The organism is Shewanella sp. KT0246, from assembly GCF_019654955.1.
Lineage (GTDB): Bacteria > Pseudomonadota > Gammaproteobacteria > Enterobacterales > Shewanellaceae > Shewanella > Shewanella goraebulensis.
Map to the genome: position 1 here is coordinate 53,804 of NZ_BPEV01000023.1, position 16,511 is coordinate 70,314.

Sequence of the window (16,511 nt, forward strand, 5' to 3'; positions counted from 1 at the left end):
TTTCATTAACACGCGCATTTTTACGAATCAAACTGAATTGCAGTTCACATTTTGTTATTTATTCCCACCTTAATGATGTAAAACAAACAATATCACTATATAACCATCTAAAATCAGCATAAAAAAAAGAGACACATAAATGTGTCTCTTTGTAATAACCTGCTGCTTTTTAGAGCAAGTACAAATACTTTGGCGGTTTTAGATTAGCGAACTTTACGGTCCGCTTTCATCGCTTCGTTCAAAACACGATAAAGTTCAGTCACCACTTCATTATCTAATGGGTCACCCGCAGCATTCTTAATAAAGATTTTGGTTTGAGAGTTATCGTCGTTTTCTTCCAATTCAACACGATAATTACCACGCTCTAACGGTAACTTGTCTTCGCCCCACAACGAGCTCCAAAATCCGCCACTTTCTTCAAGAACAATATAATAAAGTCCCTTAGCGCTATTCATATCAACAATGTCAAAGCCAAGCTCTGGCATCACAATACGTAAACGATCCCAGGTTTTGGTAAAGTCAGCTTCAGCTACCCAGTAAGCACCAGTTTCTTCAGTTTCTGCAACTAAATCAACATCGATACCTAAACTTTGTTCGATTCGATCCGCTTTGATTTGCTTATCACGGGTAACACTCATGTAAGCAATGGTATTATTGAGCATATCAATAGTATATCGACGTTGGTCTTCACCACTTAAAAAGATTTCTTGTTCTTCACCGTCATATGATTCTTCATGCTCAACCAGATCAATACTCATACTACCTGAGCGGCCATGTGGGCTAACATCAACGTCATAGCGGTAGCGCTGACGTAGTAAATAAACTTTATCAGCACCAAACCAACTGGTCTCGATCACATCTCTGTTTTCAATCCAACCAGTCTCTAGTACACCTGATTCATAATCTTCTTTCTCGACTGCGACATCGTACTTAGCAAGGAAGCCTTTGAGATTGTCAAAAACTTCTTGTTTGAGATCGGTTGTACTAGGAATAGACTCAACGATAATTTTAATGTTATCGCTACCCTCTTCAACACGAGTACCTTCAGACATTGGGAGTACAAGCAAAGGTGGACGTATATCTAAACGTTTGCCAATAAGTTCTTTATTAACGTCTTCACCAGCACTTGGAATATCGTATTCACGGCTATATGTGGGTTCAGTTAATCCTTCAGGGATTGTCAGCAACGGAACGGATTTAGCATTTACAAAATCTTCATTGCCATTGGCAACTCGACGATCTGTAGGTGTACTACACGCTGTAACGGCAGCAATTAATAAAATTGGGGTGACTTGCTTCAACATTTATCGGTTTACCTCTATCTGGGCTTGTTTCATCGCTTCTAACAACAGACCATGAAACTGCTCAGAAAGTTCAGTTAAAGGTAAACGAATATGTCCTTGGCTGATTAAACCCATTTGGTGAGCGGCCCATTTCACTGGAATTGGGTTGGCTTCACAGAATAGATGTTCATACAGACCTTTCATCGGCAGGTTAATGCTTTCTGATAGTGCATGATCTCCAGCTAACGCTGCTTCACACATAGCTTTGAATGATTTAGGGACGATATTATTAGCAACAGATATAACACCGTCTCCACCTAATAATAAAAAGTCTCGGGCTGTCGCATCATCACCGCTGTACAATTTAAAGTCACTGCCACACAATTCGCGTAATTTCGCTACACGGGTCAAATCACCGGTGGCTTCTTTTACACCAACAATATTACTAACAGAAACTAATTCAGCTACTGTTTCAGGTAACATATCAACTGATGTACGGCCAGGTACATTGTAAAGAATTTGCGGTATGTCAGTACAAGCAGCAACGGCTTTGTAATGAGCAATTAAACCTTTTGGTGTTGGCTTATTGTAATAAGGGGTAACGCCGAGCATACCGACAATGCCAGAATCAGCCATAGATTGGGTCAGTTCAATGGCTTCAGCTGTTGCATTAGCGCCATTTCCGCCGATAACAGGAATTCTACCTGCAGCAAACTTAACGGTTTGTGCAACAACTTGTGCATGTTCTTTCATTGGTAGAGTCGCTGACTCTCCAGTGGTACCAACGGCTACAATCGCATCTGTGCCTTGGTCAATATGAAATTCTACGAGTCTTTCAAGACTACTGTAATCTACTGTGCCATCACTATTCATTGGTGTGATTAAGGCAACGATGCTTCCGTTTATCATCTAAATTCCCCAAGGTTTCAGGATTCGCTATGTTACTTATGCCTACTACTAATGACAAGCATTAACGGGGCTCTCAAATGCATTTATACAAAACTGGCAAAATATCGTGTTATTTGAACACTATTTTTATATTTTTATATTGAACAACTCATGCAGAAATAAACTTTATTTCCTTATAAATCAATAGTTATTATAAATTAATGCTCAAACAATACTCTTTTCAATCAGTTTATAGCCTAATAAAGACATACTTATGTGGTTTAGTTCTAGTTATGGTAGCATTACGTCCCGCAAAAAAACTTTGCGTTAGCTCGCTAGTTTACGCTCTATGATATCGAAAAAGTGAGGAAAATCCATGACCAACTATCTGGTCGTTACTGCTATGGGCTCTGATCGCCCAGGTTTAGTAAGTCGCCTAGCCCGTTTAGCCAGTGAATGTGATTGTGACATAGTCGATAGCCGTATGGCTTTATTCGGAAATGAATTCACCCTGATCATGATGATCTCAGGATCTTGGGCTGCAATAACTAAGATAGAAACCCTATTACCTAGCTTAAGTGTTGAACTTGAGTTACTTACGGTAATGAAGCGCACCTCAAAGCATACACCTAAGAATTTTGTATCTCGAATCGAAGTCAGTGTAAACGGACAAGATCAACGAGGTACGATGAAGCGTATTACTGAGTTTTTAGCAGATCGCTCATTAGATTTAGCAGCGGTACGTTCTCATGCCGATGATGATAATTTAACTCAAACCATTTTGTTTACGATTAACGTGCCTGAAAAAGTTGATCTATTAAAGCTTGAGAAAAGTATTCAAGAACTCGCAAATGAGCTTTCTTTAGATTGTTCCATCAATCACATGCAGGCCAGTGAAAAGTAAAAATAACAAATAAGGACTTTACATGAATACCCTAACAGTTGGTGATTTAGCACCGCAATTCTCTCTACAAAACCAATTTGACGAAACGATTGCGTTAACTGACGCTTTAAAAAAGGGTCCAGTATTAGTGTATTTCTACCCTAAAGCATCCACTCCAGGTTGTACTGTTCAGGCTCAAGGGCTTCGTGACAGTAAAGCAGAGCTAGCAAACCACAAAGTAACGGTATTAGGTCTAAGTCCAGATCCAGTGGCTAAATTACTTAAATTTAATGATAAGCAGGAACTAAACTTCTCATTGCTTAGCGATGAAGACCACGCCATTGCCGATGCATTCGGTGTATGGGGCGAGAAAAAGTTTATGGGTAAAATTTATGATGGTATCCACCGTTTGAGCTTCTTAATCGGGCAAGACGGTAAAGTTGCTCACGTATTTGATAAATTCAAAACTAAAAATCATCATGAAGTCGTGTTATCTGTGATTGCTGAACAAAAATAAAACGAATTAAAGTAAACAAGTACAAGTACAAGTACAAGTACAAGTACAAACGAATAAAATAACTTGATGATTAAAAAGGCTTCGTTAATACGAAGCCTTTTTTGTTTCTATATGCCAGTAGCTGAAATAACCTTTACTTGGGCTCGTTTTCTTCAAGCTCGGAAGTTGCAGTTGTTTGAGCTTCTTCTTGTTCAATTGTTGCCTGTTTAGAATCTTCATCAGCAGCTGACTCTCGCTCAGCGACTTCTTTTAAATTACGCTGAATCACGTCTTGCTCTTGTGCTTCTGCAGGCAGCAAACTAATCAGCTCAATTCCCACTGGCAATTCCCTATCAGCACCAGAGATAATTTTCACTTTTTGATCTTTGGTGAGATAAATCAGCGGCATGGCAGTTTCACCATAACGCTCTTTGAAATCCTGTAGGGTAAAGTTATCCGTAATATTGGTAACTTTTATTACCGCACCTTTCGCCATATAACTGGCAATACGCGCGTAAGAAACAGACTCACCAAATAAGCATAACCGTTTTAAATAAGATTCAGACAATTGATGCCTTGCACTTCCGCCTTCTGCATTGTTTAAACCATAAACTTTTTGAGTACCCAATAAGTCTTGAAAATGAAAACTGACCAAGGGGTTTAATTGTCGATATGGCGATAATATTAATACGCGGCCAATGCCACTTAAGTCCATAAAGTTTTCGGCATGTTCAGAAGCTGGATTACCAAAATAAACAGGAATGTTAGCCATACGTGCTTGGCGAATATTGTCCCAGTTATTATCAGCAAGCATCACCTTTACATTTTTCTCGGTTAGAACTTTAGCAAGTTCGCGAGAAAATTTAGATGCGCCAAATAATAACAAACCCTGTGACGAATCAGCCTTAACACCAAGAAACTTTGCCCACGGCCCGGCTGTTAAACTTTGAATTACCACGGTGCCAATAATAATTAAAAACACCAATGGCACAATTGAACTTGCCCCATTAACGCCGATGGCTTCAAGCTTAATTGCAAATAAAGATGAAATAGCAGCTGCGACAATACCGCGTGGGGCAACCCAGCTTAAAAACCATTTATCTGACCTTGATAAACTGGTGCCGATACCTGATATCCAAATGCTTAATGGTCTTGCCACCAGCATTACAACCATTAGTACTCCAACACCGCCCCAGCCAAGATCTAACATAGCAGTTGAGTTTAATCGCGCAGCTAATAAGATAAAAAGCGCAGAGATTAACAATACCGTTAGGGTTTCTTTGAATTCTAAAATATCAGCAATATCAACCCCGCGCATATTAGCAAGCCATATCCCCATAACAGTTACCGTTAATAAACCTGACTCTTCTTGAATTAAATTAGAACCAACAAACATGCCTAACATAATGGTCAACACAGCGGTATTTTTAAGATAATGAGGAAATACTGTCGTTCTCAACGCAATACCAATTAAATATCCTGCAATAGCGCCTAAGCCAAAACCGAGCAACAAGGTCATACCTAGTGCTGATAAGACATGTGTCGTAGGATCGGCCGCAGCAGCTACCGCAATATATTCATACACTAAAACGGCCAGTATCGCGCCAATAGGGTCGATGACAATACCTTCCCAACGTAAGATGCTAGCAAGGTTCGATTTAGGTCTTACAGTCCGTAACATAGGGACAATTACGGTTGGACCAGTTACCACAACTAAAGCGCCAAATAAGAGCGCCATCGGCCATTCAAAGCCTAATAACCAATGCGCTGCTGGTGCAATACAAGCCCAAGTGATAAATGCACCAAAAGTGACTAAATTTGTCACCATACGTCCATGGTCTTTGATTTCTTTGAAATTAAGGGTCAGCGCACCTTCAAATAAGATAACCGCCACACCTAATGAAATAATGGGAAATAACAAATCACCAAAAATTGCATCAGGATTTAAAATATCTAACCCAGGTCCGAGCAGTAAACCACATAACAATAGCGGCAAAATTGCGGGTAAACGCAACTTCCACCCTACCCACTGACACAATAGAGACAAGACGCCAATTAACGCTAGCATGCCTGTGATGTGTTCGACCATGTGTATATCCTTATAAAAGCGCTATTTGTTTTAGTCGTTTTTTTAAATGTCTATCTTTAATAAAATACTAAATACTGAAGTAGAGCAAGTGATATTAATACAATAGACGCAATTAATTAAAATTTTATTAACATCATAAGATGTTGATTTGAAATACGTAAAAGTGATGAACTAAACAAGGAGTTGAATTTTAGACACAAAAAAGCCCTTGTCATATGACAAGGGCTGATCTGTTTGGCGGAGCGGACGGGACTCGAACCCGCGACCCCCGGCGTGACAGGCCGGTATTCTAACCAACTGAACTACCGCTCCTAAACTGTGTTATCTGTTAAAACAGATGAACAAAATCTAAGTAACTTAACTGGCGGAGCGGACGGGACTCGAACCCGCGACCCCCGGCGTGACAGGCCGGTATTCTAACCAACTGAACTACCGCTCCACTTAAGTTGCGAAGAATAATAGAGATGTCGTCAAAAACCGTCAACCATTTTTTTCACCTTTTTGACTGTTTAGCTAAAAAATGTTCAACCAAGCTTAATTCATGTACTTTTTGTGCGTAAAAGAGTCAAGATTCTAAAGCGACAAACTAAAATTAAAATAATGAGATGGCAGTTTTGAGTTTTACTTAGTGATTAATTAACAAGCGTTGGGCCGAATGTTCCCATTTTTAGCAGGTATTGAAGAAAAAGTTTAATTGAAATCAGAAGTAATGGAGTCACTACTGCAACCCCATATTTCGATATAGGTGTGTTTTATCAGCTATTTTTCATCTGGCATGGTTAAATCTAAATCATCGATAGTAGATTCTTGACTCTCTTCTCCAGCCCCCTCTTGCTCCAGTCGCAGTTTGGTTGCTGCTAACGCTTTATTTAGCGCCTGTTTTTTACGCCAAATAATTAAGCCTAAAATACCGATCACCAACAAGGTGCCATTTACCACTAAAATCCAGAATATAGCCTTCTTTTTTGCAGCCGCTTCTTCTTTTGCTGCTTGAATTGCCGCTCGCTGAGCTAATTCTTCCGCCGTGGGTGGCGGCGCAGGTGGCTCAATTAAATTGAAAAACTGCTCAGGCAAATCAAGTACAATTTCGCGACCTTCTATTGTGGTCGAAACTGCAGACCCTTTAATTCGGTAGCTGCCAAAATCAGTGACCGCAGGAATCGCGAGTAAGGTTTCTTTAAATTGAACCTCATTTAAACTTACTGGAAGTTTAAGACCTGCAGGCCCGACGATATCAAAGTGAAAATGAGTCTGTTCAAGTTGTAACACTTCATCATCAACAACCAGCTGAATATGCCATACCCCGTTTAACTTATCTTCAGGCTCGATAATATCGACTGCTATCGGTTTTTCCGAGAGATAAAAGGGATAACTAACCTCTCGCTGAAATATATTATTTCTTGCTTCAACCGTTAACGTATAATTTCCCCAAGGTTGATTGAGGTTTTTCTTACCCGTAAAGATGCCATCATCAGGGACTTCATCAAGCCCTTCACCGTTATCTTTATAAGACCCCACAATGATAGTACCAGTAGTAAAATTAGCGTCGGTATTCTTATGATGACTGGCAAATTTAACAGTCCACTCAATCATGTAATCAAGACCCGGCAACCTAACAGTTAAACCGTCTCCGAGTAACCGTGAAGTGACCTTAAGGCGTTCACCTTGAAATAAAGGTTGAGGAATTGGTTCGACATCAATTTCAAGTTTAGAAACTTTCTGAATGCTGGAGTTAGGCGCTAGATTGCCTAAAAGCTGCCAAGGACCAGGCATAGGCTTGGGGATTTTTATCATGTCACCCGTTAAGCCATCAACCCACTTAACAGATTCAGGGTGCCTATCTGAATACCATTTAGAACCGTCGGGTAAAATGACAATTACGGGGGCTGAGCCGTATTCTCGTTGAACAAGTAATGTAAGCTCATCAACCATATGATCAATTCTGAATCTATTTTTAAGTTCAGTGGCTTGGGTATATGGCACAGCAAAAACAGATTGGGGCAGCAGGCCACCAACCAATATTAACAATGACAATAAATAGGGGCTAAATCCTTTCATTAATTAGCGCATTACCTTAAGTATTAGGCTTCGCCTCTCCAGAGGCATTTTCCTGATTTTTGGACCAAATCCAATCGTTGGTCATGTGATACTAATTCATCGGCCGTAGCTGAGATCACTTTAAGATTAAACGCATTTTGTTCCACTAATTGAATACCGCCACCTTCTTGACCTGCCTTTTCGTTGGACAAATTAAACTTAATTTGACCACCTGTCATAATCAAATAGACATCGGCAAGAATTTCAGCATCCAATAACGCGCCGTGATAAGTACGGCGTGACAAGTCGATACCATAACGACGACACAATGCATCAAGGTTGTTCTTTTGCCCAGGGTGCAAATGCTTGGCAACGACTAATGAATCAAGAATGCCACAGATGTCAGCTGTCTTTGGACCTACTGGCTGTAAATGAGCAAACTCATGGTCCATAAAGCTAATATCGAACGGTGCGTTGTGTGCGACAATTTCAGCACCATCAATGAAATCAATAAATTCTTGGGCTATTTGATGAAAGCGTGGTTCTTTAGCGACTCTCTCATCGGTGATCCCATGAACTTCAATCGCTTCAGGGTCAATTAACTGACCTGGATTAATGTATTGATGATAAGTACGACCAGTCAATTTACGGTCTATCACTTCTACACAACCAATTTCAATAATGCGATGGCCAATATATACAGGCCCACCCGCTTGGTTCATACCAGTTGTTTCTGTATCTAAAATAACCTGGCGGCTTGCGCTAGAAATAATATTCATAGGTAACTCAATTAATTGTTATATGTTTAGGTATAATTGCCGACATTAATATGTATTGCATGGTAACAATTTGATGTCAGAACTAAAACAAATCAAAATATATACTGATGGCTCATGTCTGGGTAACCCAGGTCCCGGCGGATACGGTATTGTAATGAAATATAAGCTGCAAACCAAAGAAATGTCTGACGGATTTAAATTAACCACCAATAATCGCATGGAATTATTGGCGCCAATCATAGCATTAGAAGCCCTATATGAGCCGTGCAAAGTTATTTTAACAAGCGATAGCCAATATATGCGTCAAGGCATCACTCAATGGATCCATGGATGGAAGAAAAAAGGTTGGATTACATCAACGAAAACTCCAGTTAAGAACGTCGATTTGTGGAAACGGTTAGATGCCGTGAGCCAATTACATGACATGGACTGGCGCTGGGTTAAAGGACACGCAGGTCATGCAGAGAACGAACGCTGTGATGATTTAGCAAGATGGGCAGCTGAAGCTAAACCAGAGCAAGAAGATGTAAACTATAATCCCGAATAAAATTTTGTATATTCTAGATTCTTAACTTTACAATCTTGATTTTAAACTATTGATTTTTAAAATATGTCTTAAGAAATGCGCCTTAAATTAACATTCTTAAGGCTCGTTAGGTTGAGACGGCTGCGAACAAGGCAAGGTAGAGTGACCTGATCTGCCCGCTGTAGATGCTGGTGCCCATTGTGGTGCTCTCGCCTTTTTCTTTTCTCTAATTGGCGTAAGCGGTGATTCCATTTTACGTGCCACAATCAAATAAACACTGCCAATTCCTGGTAACCAACGCTCAATTCGATTTTGCCACCATGTCCCTTGGTTTATATCCCCAATTAATGGATGATAGATAAAGCGTTCATCTTGAAGTATTTGATAACCTAACAACCCTAGCCAATCTTTTACCCTAGCAGGCATAAAAAACTGTCCTGACCAGGGAATTTTAGTTTGATATTTGGGTAATAACTTCCCCATAAACGCAGTACTTACTGGGTTAAAACCGCAGATAAAGATATACCCACCGCTTATCATGACGCGATCGACTTCTCTCAATAAACGATATGGGTCTTGTTCAAACTCGATAAGAAAACTCATTAACACCGCATCCATAGAACCACTATTGAGTGGTAAATGATGCGGATCAGCTATAATTGAAGCGCCTTCACCATCATGAATTGAAAAGTGTCGTGAAATGTTGCAATGAAGACTAGATATTTGGTGGCTTAATGGCCCAAGTTTTAATAGATGATAACCGAAAATCCTTGGCCACCAACAGGCTAACTTCTGTTCAACAGCCACTTGAATTTCATCGCCACAGGGTAATTGTTGCCAATCGTGCAGTTTCTCATTTATCGACATGAACAATTTACCCTCAAGGTTTTTGCGACTCATTTGAGTATAACGATTTTTATATTAAAGTCGTTAAGCTATCTCAATAATATTATTGTAATGAGATCAATGAGTAAATTTAGTCACTGTTTACATTTAGTGACGCTGCGAAGGCAAGAGCTATCCATTTAGTTACAGAACAATAAGTAATGTTGAGCGACGCAGTCACTCTCTACTAGTATCATTTTTAAAATAGTTCAGTTCTAACATACTTAGTCGCTTTACAAAAAAGTGCTAATTAAATAATTAATGTAAAGCATTCTGGCAATGAATAGTTATAGATGACAAGGTACTTCCTTTTTTAATCATCAGGGATTGGTGTCTTAAAGATAATCCGTTAATCTGTAGATTCTTATTTTATCAAGGTGCTTCCATGCTTTCAGTTATTACGATCCCGGCTTTCAATGACAATTATATTTGGTTATTTCATCAAGCTGACTCAAATAAAGCTTATGTTGTTGATCCGGGCTGCGCAAAAAGTGTATTAAGTTATTTGCAGGGTGCTGAAGCTCAAGGAAACAAATTGGATTTAGTCGGTATTTTAATTACTCACCATCATGCGGATCACACAGGTGGTATCGCAGAGCTTCAAAAAGCCTATCAAAACCAACTCAATGTTTATGGGCCAAGTAAAGAAAACATCGATGGATTAACTGAGTTAATTGACCACGAACAATCACTATTACTCCCTTTTATTGCTAATCCAGTGAATGTAATTGAAGTACCAGGCCATACATTAGGCCATATTGCATACAGTATCGAAGATGCCCTGTTTTGTGGAGATACACTTTTCAGCGGAGGTTGTGGTCGTTTATTTGAAGGCAGCCCAGAACAAATGTCGGCGTCGTTATCAAAATTATCATTACTAGATAAAGATACAAAAGTATACTGTGCTCATGAATACACCCAAGCTAATTTAGCCTTCGCTATGGCGGTTGAGCCTAATAACCCTCAATTGCAACAGTATAATCAGTCTGTTCTAGATGCCAGAATGAACAATATTTCAACAATCCCTACAACTATTGCAACAGAGTTAGCAATAAACCCGTTTTTAAGAAGTCACTGTACGGAAATCAAACAATCCATTTCGCAGCAGTTTAATGTGAACAATCCTACAGATATACAGACATTTACCTTGCTAAGACAGTGGAAAAACAATTTTTAAAAATTAGAACAAGGCTAAGCAAACGCAACTTAGCCAAGACAACAAGCGGGTTTTGCTCTACAATGCCGCTTCAATTTTGACCAATACTTTAGGCTTACAATCTTGTTAAGCCTGTTTGCAAGACTTAGGAATATCGTTTTCGATGCACAAATCTTTATATATTTTTGTTGGTAGCGTGGCCTTTTTAACCGGCTGTCAAACACTAACAACTAAACCTACGCCAGAGCCTATTGCTATTCAAAAGCCGGCAGAGCCTGCAGAGCCTATCGTTAAAGTTGAAAAACCAGTTGAAATTACCGATGTATGGCAACGTATCAGTCTACAAATGGAAATGCCTATTGATGACCAGAAACTGGTCAATCAATATCGTGACTGGTATCTCGCAAATCCAAGACACTTAGAAATCGTGTCAAAGCGCGCTGAACCTTACCTTCATTACATTGTTGAAGAATTAGAAAAGCGTGATATGCCTATCGAAATTGCTTTATTGCCAATTGTAGAAAGCTCATTCGATCCTTCAGCTTACTCTGCCAGTGCAGCTTCAGGGCTTTGGCAATTAACCTCGCCTATTTCTAATTACTTCGGTGTAAAAAGTGACTGGTGGTATGACGGACGCCGTGACGTCCCAGCTGCAACTATCGCGGCACTAGATTTCCTAGAATATTTATATGACCGCACAGGTAACAATTGGTTGTATGCCATTGCGGCTTACAATACCGGTGAAGGCCGTGTAAATAACGCAGTACGTCGTAATAAAGCGGCTGGTAAAAGTACTGATTTTTGGTCGTTATCACTGCCAAGAGAAACTCAGCGTTATGTACCACAGTTAATAGCTTTATCTGATGTAATTAAAAATGCCGACAAATACGGTATTAATTTAACACCAATTAGCAACGAACCGCATATTGCGATTGTTGATATTCAAAGCCAAATGGATTTAAAACTAGCTGCTGATTTAGCTGACATGAACATTAACGAGCTTAAAAGCTTAAACCCTGGTCTTGATCGCTGGGCAACATCTCCTGATGGCCCCCACACACTGGTTGTGCCTTATGACAAAAAGGATGCTTTTGAGCAAAAGTTAGCTCAACTTGATCCTAAGTCAAAGCTAAACTGGCATCGTTATAAAATTCAGTCCGGCGACACTGTCAGCCACATAGCAAAGCGCTTCGATACTTCTGCATCGTTTATTCGCTCTAGTAATAATCTAAAGAATAACAATATTCGCGCAGGTCGATACTTGATTATTCCAGTACCACCAGAAGGTGCTGACTTAACTACCGATCAACTGCTAGCCCAGAACCAGTTAACACCAAAAGCTGTGACTTATACGGTTAAATCTGGCGATTCATTGTGGAATATTGCACGTAAATATGATGTTTCTGTAGATGCATTAATTCGCTGGAATCGATTACCGAAAAATGGAGCATTAAGTATTGGTAAAGTATTGACCATTGGTAGTGCTACAACAAACAGTGGCAACGAGCGCACAGTAAATTATAAGGTTCGCTCTGGCGACTCTTTAGCCCGTATTGCTGATAAGTTTAATGTTTCAGTAGATGATTTAATTAAATGGAATAAGTTGCATAACACTAAGTATATTCAACCTGGCCAAATGCTAAGGTTAGTTGTCGATGTCAGTAAAGTAAATGCATAAACCATCATTTATTGCAGGCGAAGTCTTGTAAAATAAAGACATAAAAAAGGCCAGTTAATCACTGGCCTTTTTATTGCAAATTTTTATTGCAAACGAGTCGTCGAAGCACATCTTATGTAAAGGTAACTATCTAAGTAATTAACTTTACTTACTTTAGTTACTTAACGATTAATGGAGTAGAGTTAGCATTAATCAATGGCATACTACTTCCATCAACTTTACCAGCGAATTTCACTTCAAAACGGTAACCAGGACCAGAAACCTTTTCCATAATGGCAACAGGTACACTGAAACGCGTTTTAATGGTTTGTGCAGGGGCTAAAGTCACATCTCTTAATGCTTGGGTATACATCATGTCCTGCGACGATGACCATACTTTCTGTCCTTTTGGATCATACAGCCACAAGTCAGCCGTCATTCCTGAATTAAACCTCAAGCTAACACTGTGACTTTGACTATTGGTCGCGGTGTACATCAAAGACATCGCTTTAGTTGGATCGGTATATTCCTTAGCTTCTAAAAAGCCAACAAGCACAGTTTCAGCCATAGTTGATACTCCAGCGCCTAAGGTAATCGATTTGACTTCCTTAGCGGGTTTTATGACAGCTGCATCTTTACTACCTTCAGCAGTCACATCGGTACTTGTCGCACTACAACCTACTAAAAGTAAACTTAAGCAACCTATAAAACGTTTCATTAAAACCCTCCTAATTTTTTGAACAAGCTATCTTTCAGCTTATCTGTTTCACCTTTTAACTTGGCATCAAATAACGCGCTAGTATCAATACCAAATTTAGGGTCTTGCATACTGCCTTTAATCGTTAGTGGAATATCCACCCCAGCCAATGGATCATTCTCGCCTCCTTGACCTGAAAGCGAACCAACAACCGAGGTTGTCAATTTGTAGTCAACAGTTTGAGAATCAATATTGGCGCTGCCATTACCAGCTAAACGAATTAAAGGTGAAGCCATTGCTAAATCAGGATTAGTAAACATTGAATTTTTCAATGAATAACTACCTGTTAAACTAGTGAAATCAGTCTTAAGCTCTTCTTCATTCTGGGCAGATAAATCGCCTTTTAACTTATCTTGAGCGCTACGGATCATCTGCGGAATATTCACCCCATAAAGTGAGCCGTCTGCAATAGTAAAATCCCCATTTGCTAATAGATTTTTCTTTAAGTTATCAGGAATGAGACTTTTACCAGAACCTTTGATATTGAAATTTGCTGAACCAGAAATCAAATCGATATCTGCAGCATCTTTCAATAACGGGCGAAATTGTACTCCCGATAGTGATTTTTCAAAGTTATAACTTGCAACTTTTTGGCGTCCATCAAGTTTTGCTTTTGCAGTTATGCTGCCTTCATATAAATTTGCAGAAAAATCACTCAAATTAGCAATACCGTCTTTTACCGTCGCCTTCATTTCCCAGTCTTGAGTCAATAAATTAGCAACTTTTATTGATTTAACCGTCATGCCTAAAGTTAAATCTATGGTTTTCAATGCAGATAAATCAGGCTCTTGAGCAGGTTCAGTTGAAGCTACTTTTTCTGACGAAGCATCGTCTGCCTTCTCACTCGCTGGTGGCATTATTTTATCTAGATCAATATCACCGAAATCCATTTGAACATTAATCTTAGGGATTTTACTGCTGTAATTAACCTTAACTTCACCAGTAGCATTAATATTCATCGCGGACAGTTTACTGATTGCCACTTGTACGCTTTGTGAATCTAACCCAAGATTAATATCAGTGACTAACTGGGTGGTTAATTTCTTATTAGGAATGCTCTCACCATCTACGTCAGTATTAATGGTAAAACCTGCTATAGACACTTTAGTCAAATCTTTATTAACGGTAAGTTTGCCTTCACCATTACTGCTAACTGTCATATCTGGCATTTGGGCAGAAAAGTCATAAGCAAAATCTGCTGCATTCCCTAATGAAAACTCACCAAGTGTTAAACTATTTAATACAAATACCTGCTTGGTATCGTTCATTTCATCGATGAGATTAATCGTGGTGTTGGTAACCGATACACCACCAATTTGTAGGCTTTGAAGCTGTATATTACTGCTCGAAGGCTCTTTACTGCTCGAAGACTCTGCAGAAGCTTTCGGTTGTTCTGTTACTGCCGCTTTTTCGCCACTTAACCCATCTAAACTTGTCGAGCCATCCTTTTTCGTAACCATATTCAACGTTAAGCCATCTAAAGAAAGCATGGCGATTTGAACTTCTTGACTCAATAAAGGCATCAGTTCTACATTGGCAACGGCTTCATTGATTTCAACAAACGTAGCCGGAGAAAAGTTTTCTGGATTGGATAGTGAAATACCACCTAGGTTTATCCCTATTGATGGGAAGAAGCTCCAACTTAAATCATTTTCAATAACAAATTCGCGCCCAGTTTGTTTTGTAACTGCATCTACTATTTGTGGTTTAAAACTATTGAGATCAAAAAATACCGTTAAATACACGACCAGTATTAATACTAAACCGGCAACGATACCTAATAGCCATTTAAGTGCCTTCATGTTTGCATCCTTGTAAGCAAATTGAATTTCAATTTTAAGTTACTTATGTTGTTAATATTAGTTTAGCTTAATACCGTTAAATCTAAAGGTTTTTTCGCTATAGCTATGCCGTTTTCATCAGCATATACCATCATACTGGGTTTTATTGTGACACCTTCTATTTCAATATCGACATTGACTAAGCCGACCTCTTTTTTCACAGTTTTAATCGGGTTACTTGCTAATGCTTGTACCCCTATATCAATGGTTTTAAGCGTGCCAACATCACGCACAGCACCATAAATAATAATTCCTTCCCAATGATTGGATGCTGCTGATTCTGCAATCATGTCACCTAATAGTGCTCGGCGAAAAACGCCCCCCCCATCGACCACAAGCACTTTACCTCTTCCAGGCTTAGCTAGGGTTGATTTCACTTTAGAGTTATCTTCAAAACATTTAACTGTGACGACTTCGCCATAGAAAATAGTTCTACCACCATAGCTATTCCAATTTGATTGAACTAAAGTCAGTTCATCTTCGTAATAATCAAATAAGTCAGGTAATAAATCTAACATCTCACTCTCCATGTACTAAAATGAATAGAATTTAACATTAATATAAACGGGTATAGCTATTGAAACAATTCATAAATCTGAATAGACTGTCGCTTATACTCTATTGTTCATGGATGAAAACACTGCAATACCAACATTGCTTTTAATTAACTAACCTCTTTAAGTAGTTTTCTATATGACAGATATTAATTTACAAAATGTTATTAATGCTTTCGATGAATTAGATTTCGAAAACCGCACCACAAAAAACCTTGAGAATGCCCGCAATAGAGTTCAAATGAAGACATACTTATCCTCATTGGATTATAGCTTGCGTCGTTTAAAGATCTTAGAAGAAGTGGTATCTGAGATAGTAGAAGAAAAGCAAATTGAGTTAGTAAAACAAGAACATATCCAAACCTACAAAGCAAAAATCATCCAGTTATCAAGAGAATATAAAATATCATACCAAGATGTTTTAAACATCATGGTAAAATTAAAACAATAATATTCTTCCAGATTAAAGCAGACATTATTTATTTCTGGCATCATGAATAATTCCTTACCAGTGTTTTAGCATACTTTGGGTTCTGTGTTATTAACTAGAAGCCAGTCGTATTATTAAATTCTATCTAGATGGATATCTAAGTGTGGATATTTAAGTGTAATTATCGTTAGTTTTCTTTTGATAGAAATGACAAATAGTACTAGAAATGCAAAATAGTTCTAATGATATT

15 protein-coding genes and 2 tRNA genes are annotated in these 16,511 nt (G+C 38.9%); 6 read left to right on the forward strand and 11 right to left on the reverse strand.

Annotation, left to right across the window (positions count from 1 at the left end; genetic code table 11):
- Positions 1–203 precede the first annotated feature (203 nt).
- Positions 204–1,304, reverse strand: a complete 1,101-nt coding sequence (gene bamC / locus K5Q58_RS12825) for an outer membrane protein assembly factor BamC (protein ID WP_220754326.1) — start codon at positions 1,302–1,304, stop codon at positions 204–206.
- Entirely contained in the window at positions 1,305–2,192 is an 888-nt protein-coding gene (dapA, locus tag K5Q58_RS12830; protein WP_220754327.1) for a 4-hydroxy-tetrahydrodipicolinate synthase, read from the reverse strand.
- 355 nt (positions 2,193–2,547) lie between these two features.
- On the opposite strand from dapA, the gene K5Q58_RS12835 reads away from it, so the two are divergent.
- On the forward strand, positions 2,548–3,075 hold the full coding sequence (locus K5Q58_RS12835; protein WP_220754328.1) for a glycine cleavage system protein R: 528 nt from the start codon (positions 2,548–2,550) through the stop codon (positions 3,073–3,075).
- A 22-nt stretch (positions 3,076–3,097) separates the two neighbouring features.
- Positions 3,098–3,571, forward strand: coding sequence for a thioredoxin-dependent thiol peroxidase (bcp, locus tag K5Q58_RS12840; protein ID WP_220754329.1), 474 nt, complete (start codon positions 3,098–3,100; stop codon positions 3,569–3,571).
- 133 nt (positions 3,572–3,704) lie between these two features.
- Here the strand turns inward: bcp and K5Q58_RS12845 are convergent, their stop codons facing one another.
- From K5Q58_RS12845 to dnaQ, 5 genes are all read right to left on the reverse strand, one after another.
- Complete coding sequence (locus tag K5Q58_RS12845; RefSeq protein ID WP_220754330.1) at positions 3,705–5,639, reverse strand: sodium:proton antiporter; 1,935 nt, start codon at positions 5,637–5,639, stop codon at positions 3,705–3,707.
- Positions 5,640–5,874: 235 nt separating this feature from the next.
- Positions 5,875–5,951 (reverse strand) — tRNA-Asp (locus K5Q58_RS12850).
- Between the two features lie 50 nt (positions 5,952–6,001).
- Positions 6,002–6,078, reverse strand: a tRNA-Asp gene (locus K5Q58_RS12855).
- Positions 6,079–6,398: 320 nt separating this feature from the next.
- A complete protein-coding gene (locus K5Q58_RS12860) occupies positions 6,399–7,697 on the reverse strand; it encodes a TIGR03503 family protein (RefSeq protein WP_220754331.1) in 1,299 nt (432 codons plus the stop codon).
- 23 nt (positions 7,698–7,720) lie between these two features.
- Positions 7,721–8,455 (reverse strand): DNA polymerase III subunit epsilon, encoded by a 735-nt coding sequence (gene dnaQ / locus K5Q58_RS12865; protein ID WP_220754332.1) that lies wholly within the window; start codon positions 8,453–8,455, stop codon positions 7,721–7,723.
- A 73-nt stretch (positions 8,456–8,528) separates the two neighbouring features.
- Between dnaQ and rnhA the strand changes: the two genes are divergently transcribed.
- Entirely contained in the window at positions 8,529–9,002 is a 474-nt protein-coding gene (rnhA, locus tag K5Q58_RS12870) for a ribonuclease HI (protein WP_220754333.1), read from the forward strand.
- Between the two features lie 96 nt (positions 9,003–9,098).
- On the opposite strand, the gene K5Q58_RS12875 is transcribed toward rnhA, so the two are convergent.
- A complete protein-coding gene (locus K5Q58_RS12875) occupies positions 9,099–9,848 on the reverse strand; it encodes a class I SAM-dependent methyltransferase (RefSeq protein ID WP_220754334.1) in 750 nt (249 codons plus the stop codon).
- Between the two features lie 403 nt (positions 9,849–10,251).
- Here K5Q58_RS12875 and gloB point away from each other — a divergent pair, with 403 nt between their 5' ends.
- Both gloB and K5Q58_RS12885 read left to right on the forward strand, forming a co-directional pair.
- Positions 10,252–11,043 (forward strand): hydroxyacylglutathione hydrolase, encoded by a 792-nt coding sequence (gene gloB / locus K5Q58_RS12880; protein ID WP_220754335.1) that lies wholly within the window; start codon positions 10,252–10,254, stop codon positions 11,041–11,043.
- A 142-nt stretch (positions 11,044–11,185) separates the two neighbouring features.
- Positions 11,186–12,700 carry a LysM peptidoglycan-binding domain-containing protein gene (locus tag K5Q58_RS12885; protein WP_220754336.1) on the forward strand — a complete coding sequence of 505 codons (1,515 nt, stop codon included), beginning with the start codon at positions 11,186–11,188 and terminating at the stop codon, positions 12,698–12,700.
- A 157-nt stretch (positions 12,701–12,857) separates the two neighbouring features.
- On the opposite strand, the gene K5Q58_RS12890 is transcribed toward K5Q58_RS12885, so the two are convergent.
- The 3 genes from K5Q58_RS12890 to K5Q58_RS12900 all read right to left on the reverse strand — a co-directional run bounded on the left by K5Q58_RS12890 (position 12,858) and on the right by K5Q58_RS12900 (position 15,795).
- A complete protein-coding gene (locus tag K5Q58_RS12890) occupies positions 12,858–13,397 on the reverse strand; it encodes a BsuPI-related putative proteinase inhibitor (RefSeq protein ID WP_220754337.1) in 540 nt (179 codons plus the stop codon).
- Positions 13,397–15,238, reverse strand: a complete 1,842-nt coding sequence (locus tag K5Q58_RS12895; RefSeq protein WP_220754338.1) for an AsmA family protein — start codon at positions 15,236–15,238, stop codon at positions 13,397–13,399. The genes K5Q58_RS12890 and K5Q58_RS12895 overlap by 1 nt, the downstream gene beginning before the upstream one ends.
- A gap of 62 nt (positions 15,239–15,300) precedes the next feature.
- Positions 15,301–15,795, reverse strand: a complete 495-nt coding sequence (locus K5Q58_RS12900) for a putative 4-hydroxy-4-methyl-2-oxoglutarate aldolase (RefSeq protein ID WP_220754339.1) — start codon at positions 15,793–15,795, stop codon at positions 15,301–15,303.
- 175 nt (positions 15,796–15,970) lie between these two features.
- Between K5Q58_RS12900 and K5Q58_RS12905 the strand changes: the two genes are divergently transcribed.
- Positions 15,971–16,282, forward strand: a complete 312-nt coding sequence (locus K5Q58_RS12905) for a hypothetical protein (RefSeq protein WP_220754340.1) — start codon at positions 15,971–15,973, stop codon at positions 16,280–16,282.
- Positions 16,283–16,511: the final 229 nt, after the last annotated feature.

What these genes read in the sequence shown, in the direction of transcription:
- dnaQ (WP_220754332.1), bottom strand. Translation starts at nt 8,455, where the DNA reads ATGAATATTATTTCTAGCGCAAGCCGCCAGGTTATTTTAGATACAGAA.
- bamC (WP_220754326.1), bottom strand. Translation starts at nt 1,304, where the DNA reads ATGTTGAAGCAAGTCACCCCAATTTTATTAATTGCTGCCGTTACAGCG.
- bcp (WP_220754329.1), top strand. Translation starts at nt 3,098, where the DNA reads ATGAATACCCTAACAGTTGGTGATTTAGCACCGCAATTCTCTCTACAA.
- K5Q58_RS12890 (WP_220754337.1), bottom strand. Translation starts at nt 13,397, where the DNA reads ATGAAACGTTTTATAGGTTGCTTAAGTTTACTTTTAGTAGGTTGTAGT.
- K5Q58_RS12835 (WP_220754328.1), top strand. Translation starts at nt 2,548, where the DNA reads ATGACCAACTATCTGGTCGTTACTGCTATGGGCTCTGATCGCCCAGGT.
- K5Q58_RS12875 (WP_220754334.1), bottom strand. Translation starts at nt 9,848, where the DNA reads ATGTCGATAAATGAGAAACTGCACGATTGGCAACAATTACCCTGTGGC.
- gloB (WP_220754335.1), top strand. Translation starts at nt 10,252, where the DNA reads ATGCTTTCAGTTATTACGATCCCGGCTTTCAATGACAATTATATTTGG.
- K5Q58_RS12845 (WP_220754330.1), bottom strand. Translation starts at nt 5,639, where the DNA reads ATGGTCGAACACATCACAGGCATGCTAGCGTTAATTGGCGTCTTGTCT.
- K5Q58_RS12860 (WP_220754331.1), bottom strand. Translation starts at nt 7,697, where the DNA reads ATGAAAGGATTTAGCCCCTATTTATTGTCATTGTTAATATTGGTTGGT.
- K5Q58_RS12905 (WP_220754340.1), top strand. Translation starts at nt 15,971, where the DNA reads ATGACAGATATTAATTTACAAAATGTTATTAATGCTTTCGATGAATTA.
- K5Q58_RS12895 (WP_220754338.1), bottom strand. Translation starts at nt 15,238, where the DNA reads ATGAAGGCACTTAAATGGCTATTAGGTATCGTTGCCGGTTTAGTATTA.
- K5Q58_RS12885 (WP_220754336.1), top strand. Translation starts at nt 11,186, where the DNA reads ATGCACAAATCTTTATATATTTTTGTTGGTAGCGTGGCCTTTTTAACC.
- rnhA (WP_220754333.1), top strand. Translation starts at nt 8,529, where the DNA reads ATGTCAGAACTAAAACAAATCAAAATATATACTGATGGCTCATGTCTG.
- dapA (WP_220754327.1), bottom strand. Translation starts at nt 2,192, where the DNA reads ATGATAAACGGAAGCATCGTTGCCTTAATCACACCAATGAATAGTGAT.
- K5Q58_RS12900 (WP_220754339.1), bottom strand. Translation starts at nt 15,795, where the DNA reads ATGTTAGATTTATTACCTGACTTATTTGATTATTACGAAGATGAACTG.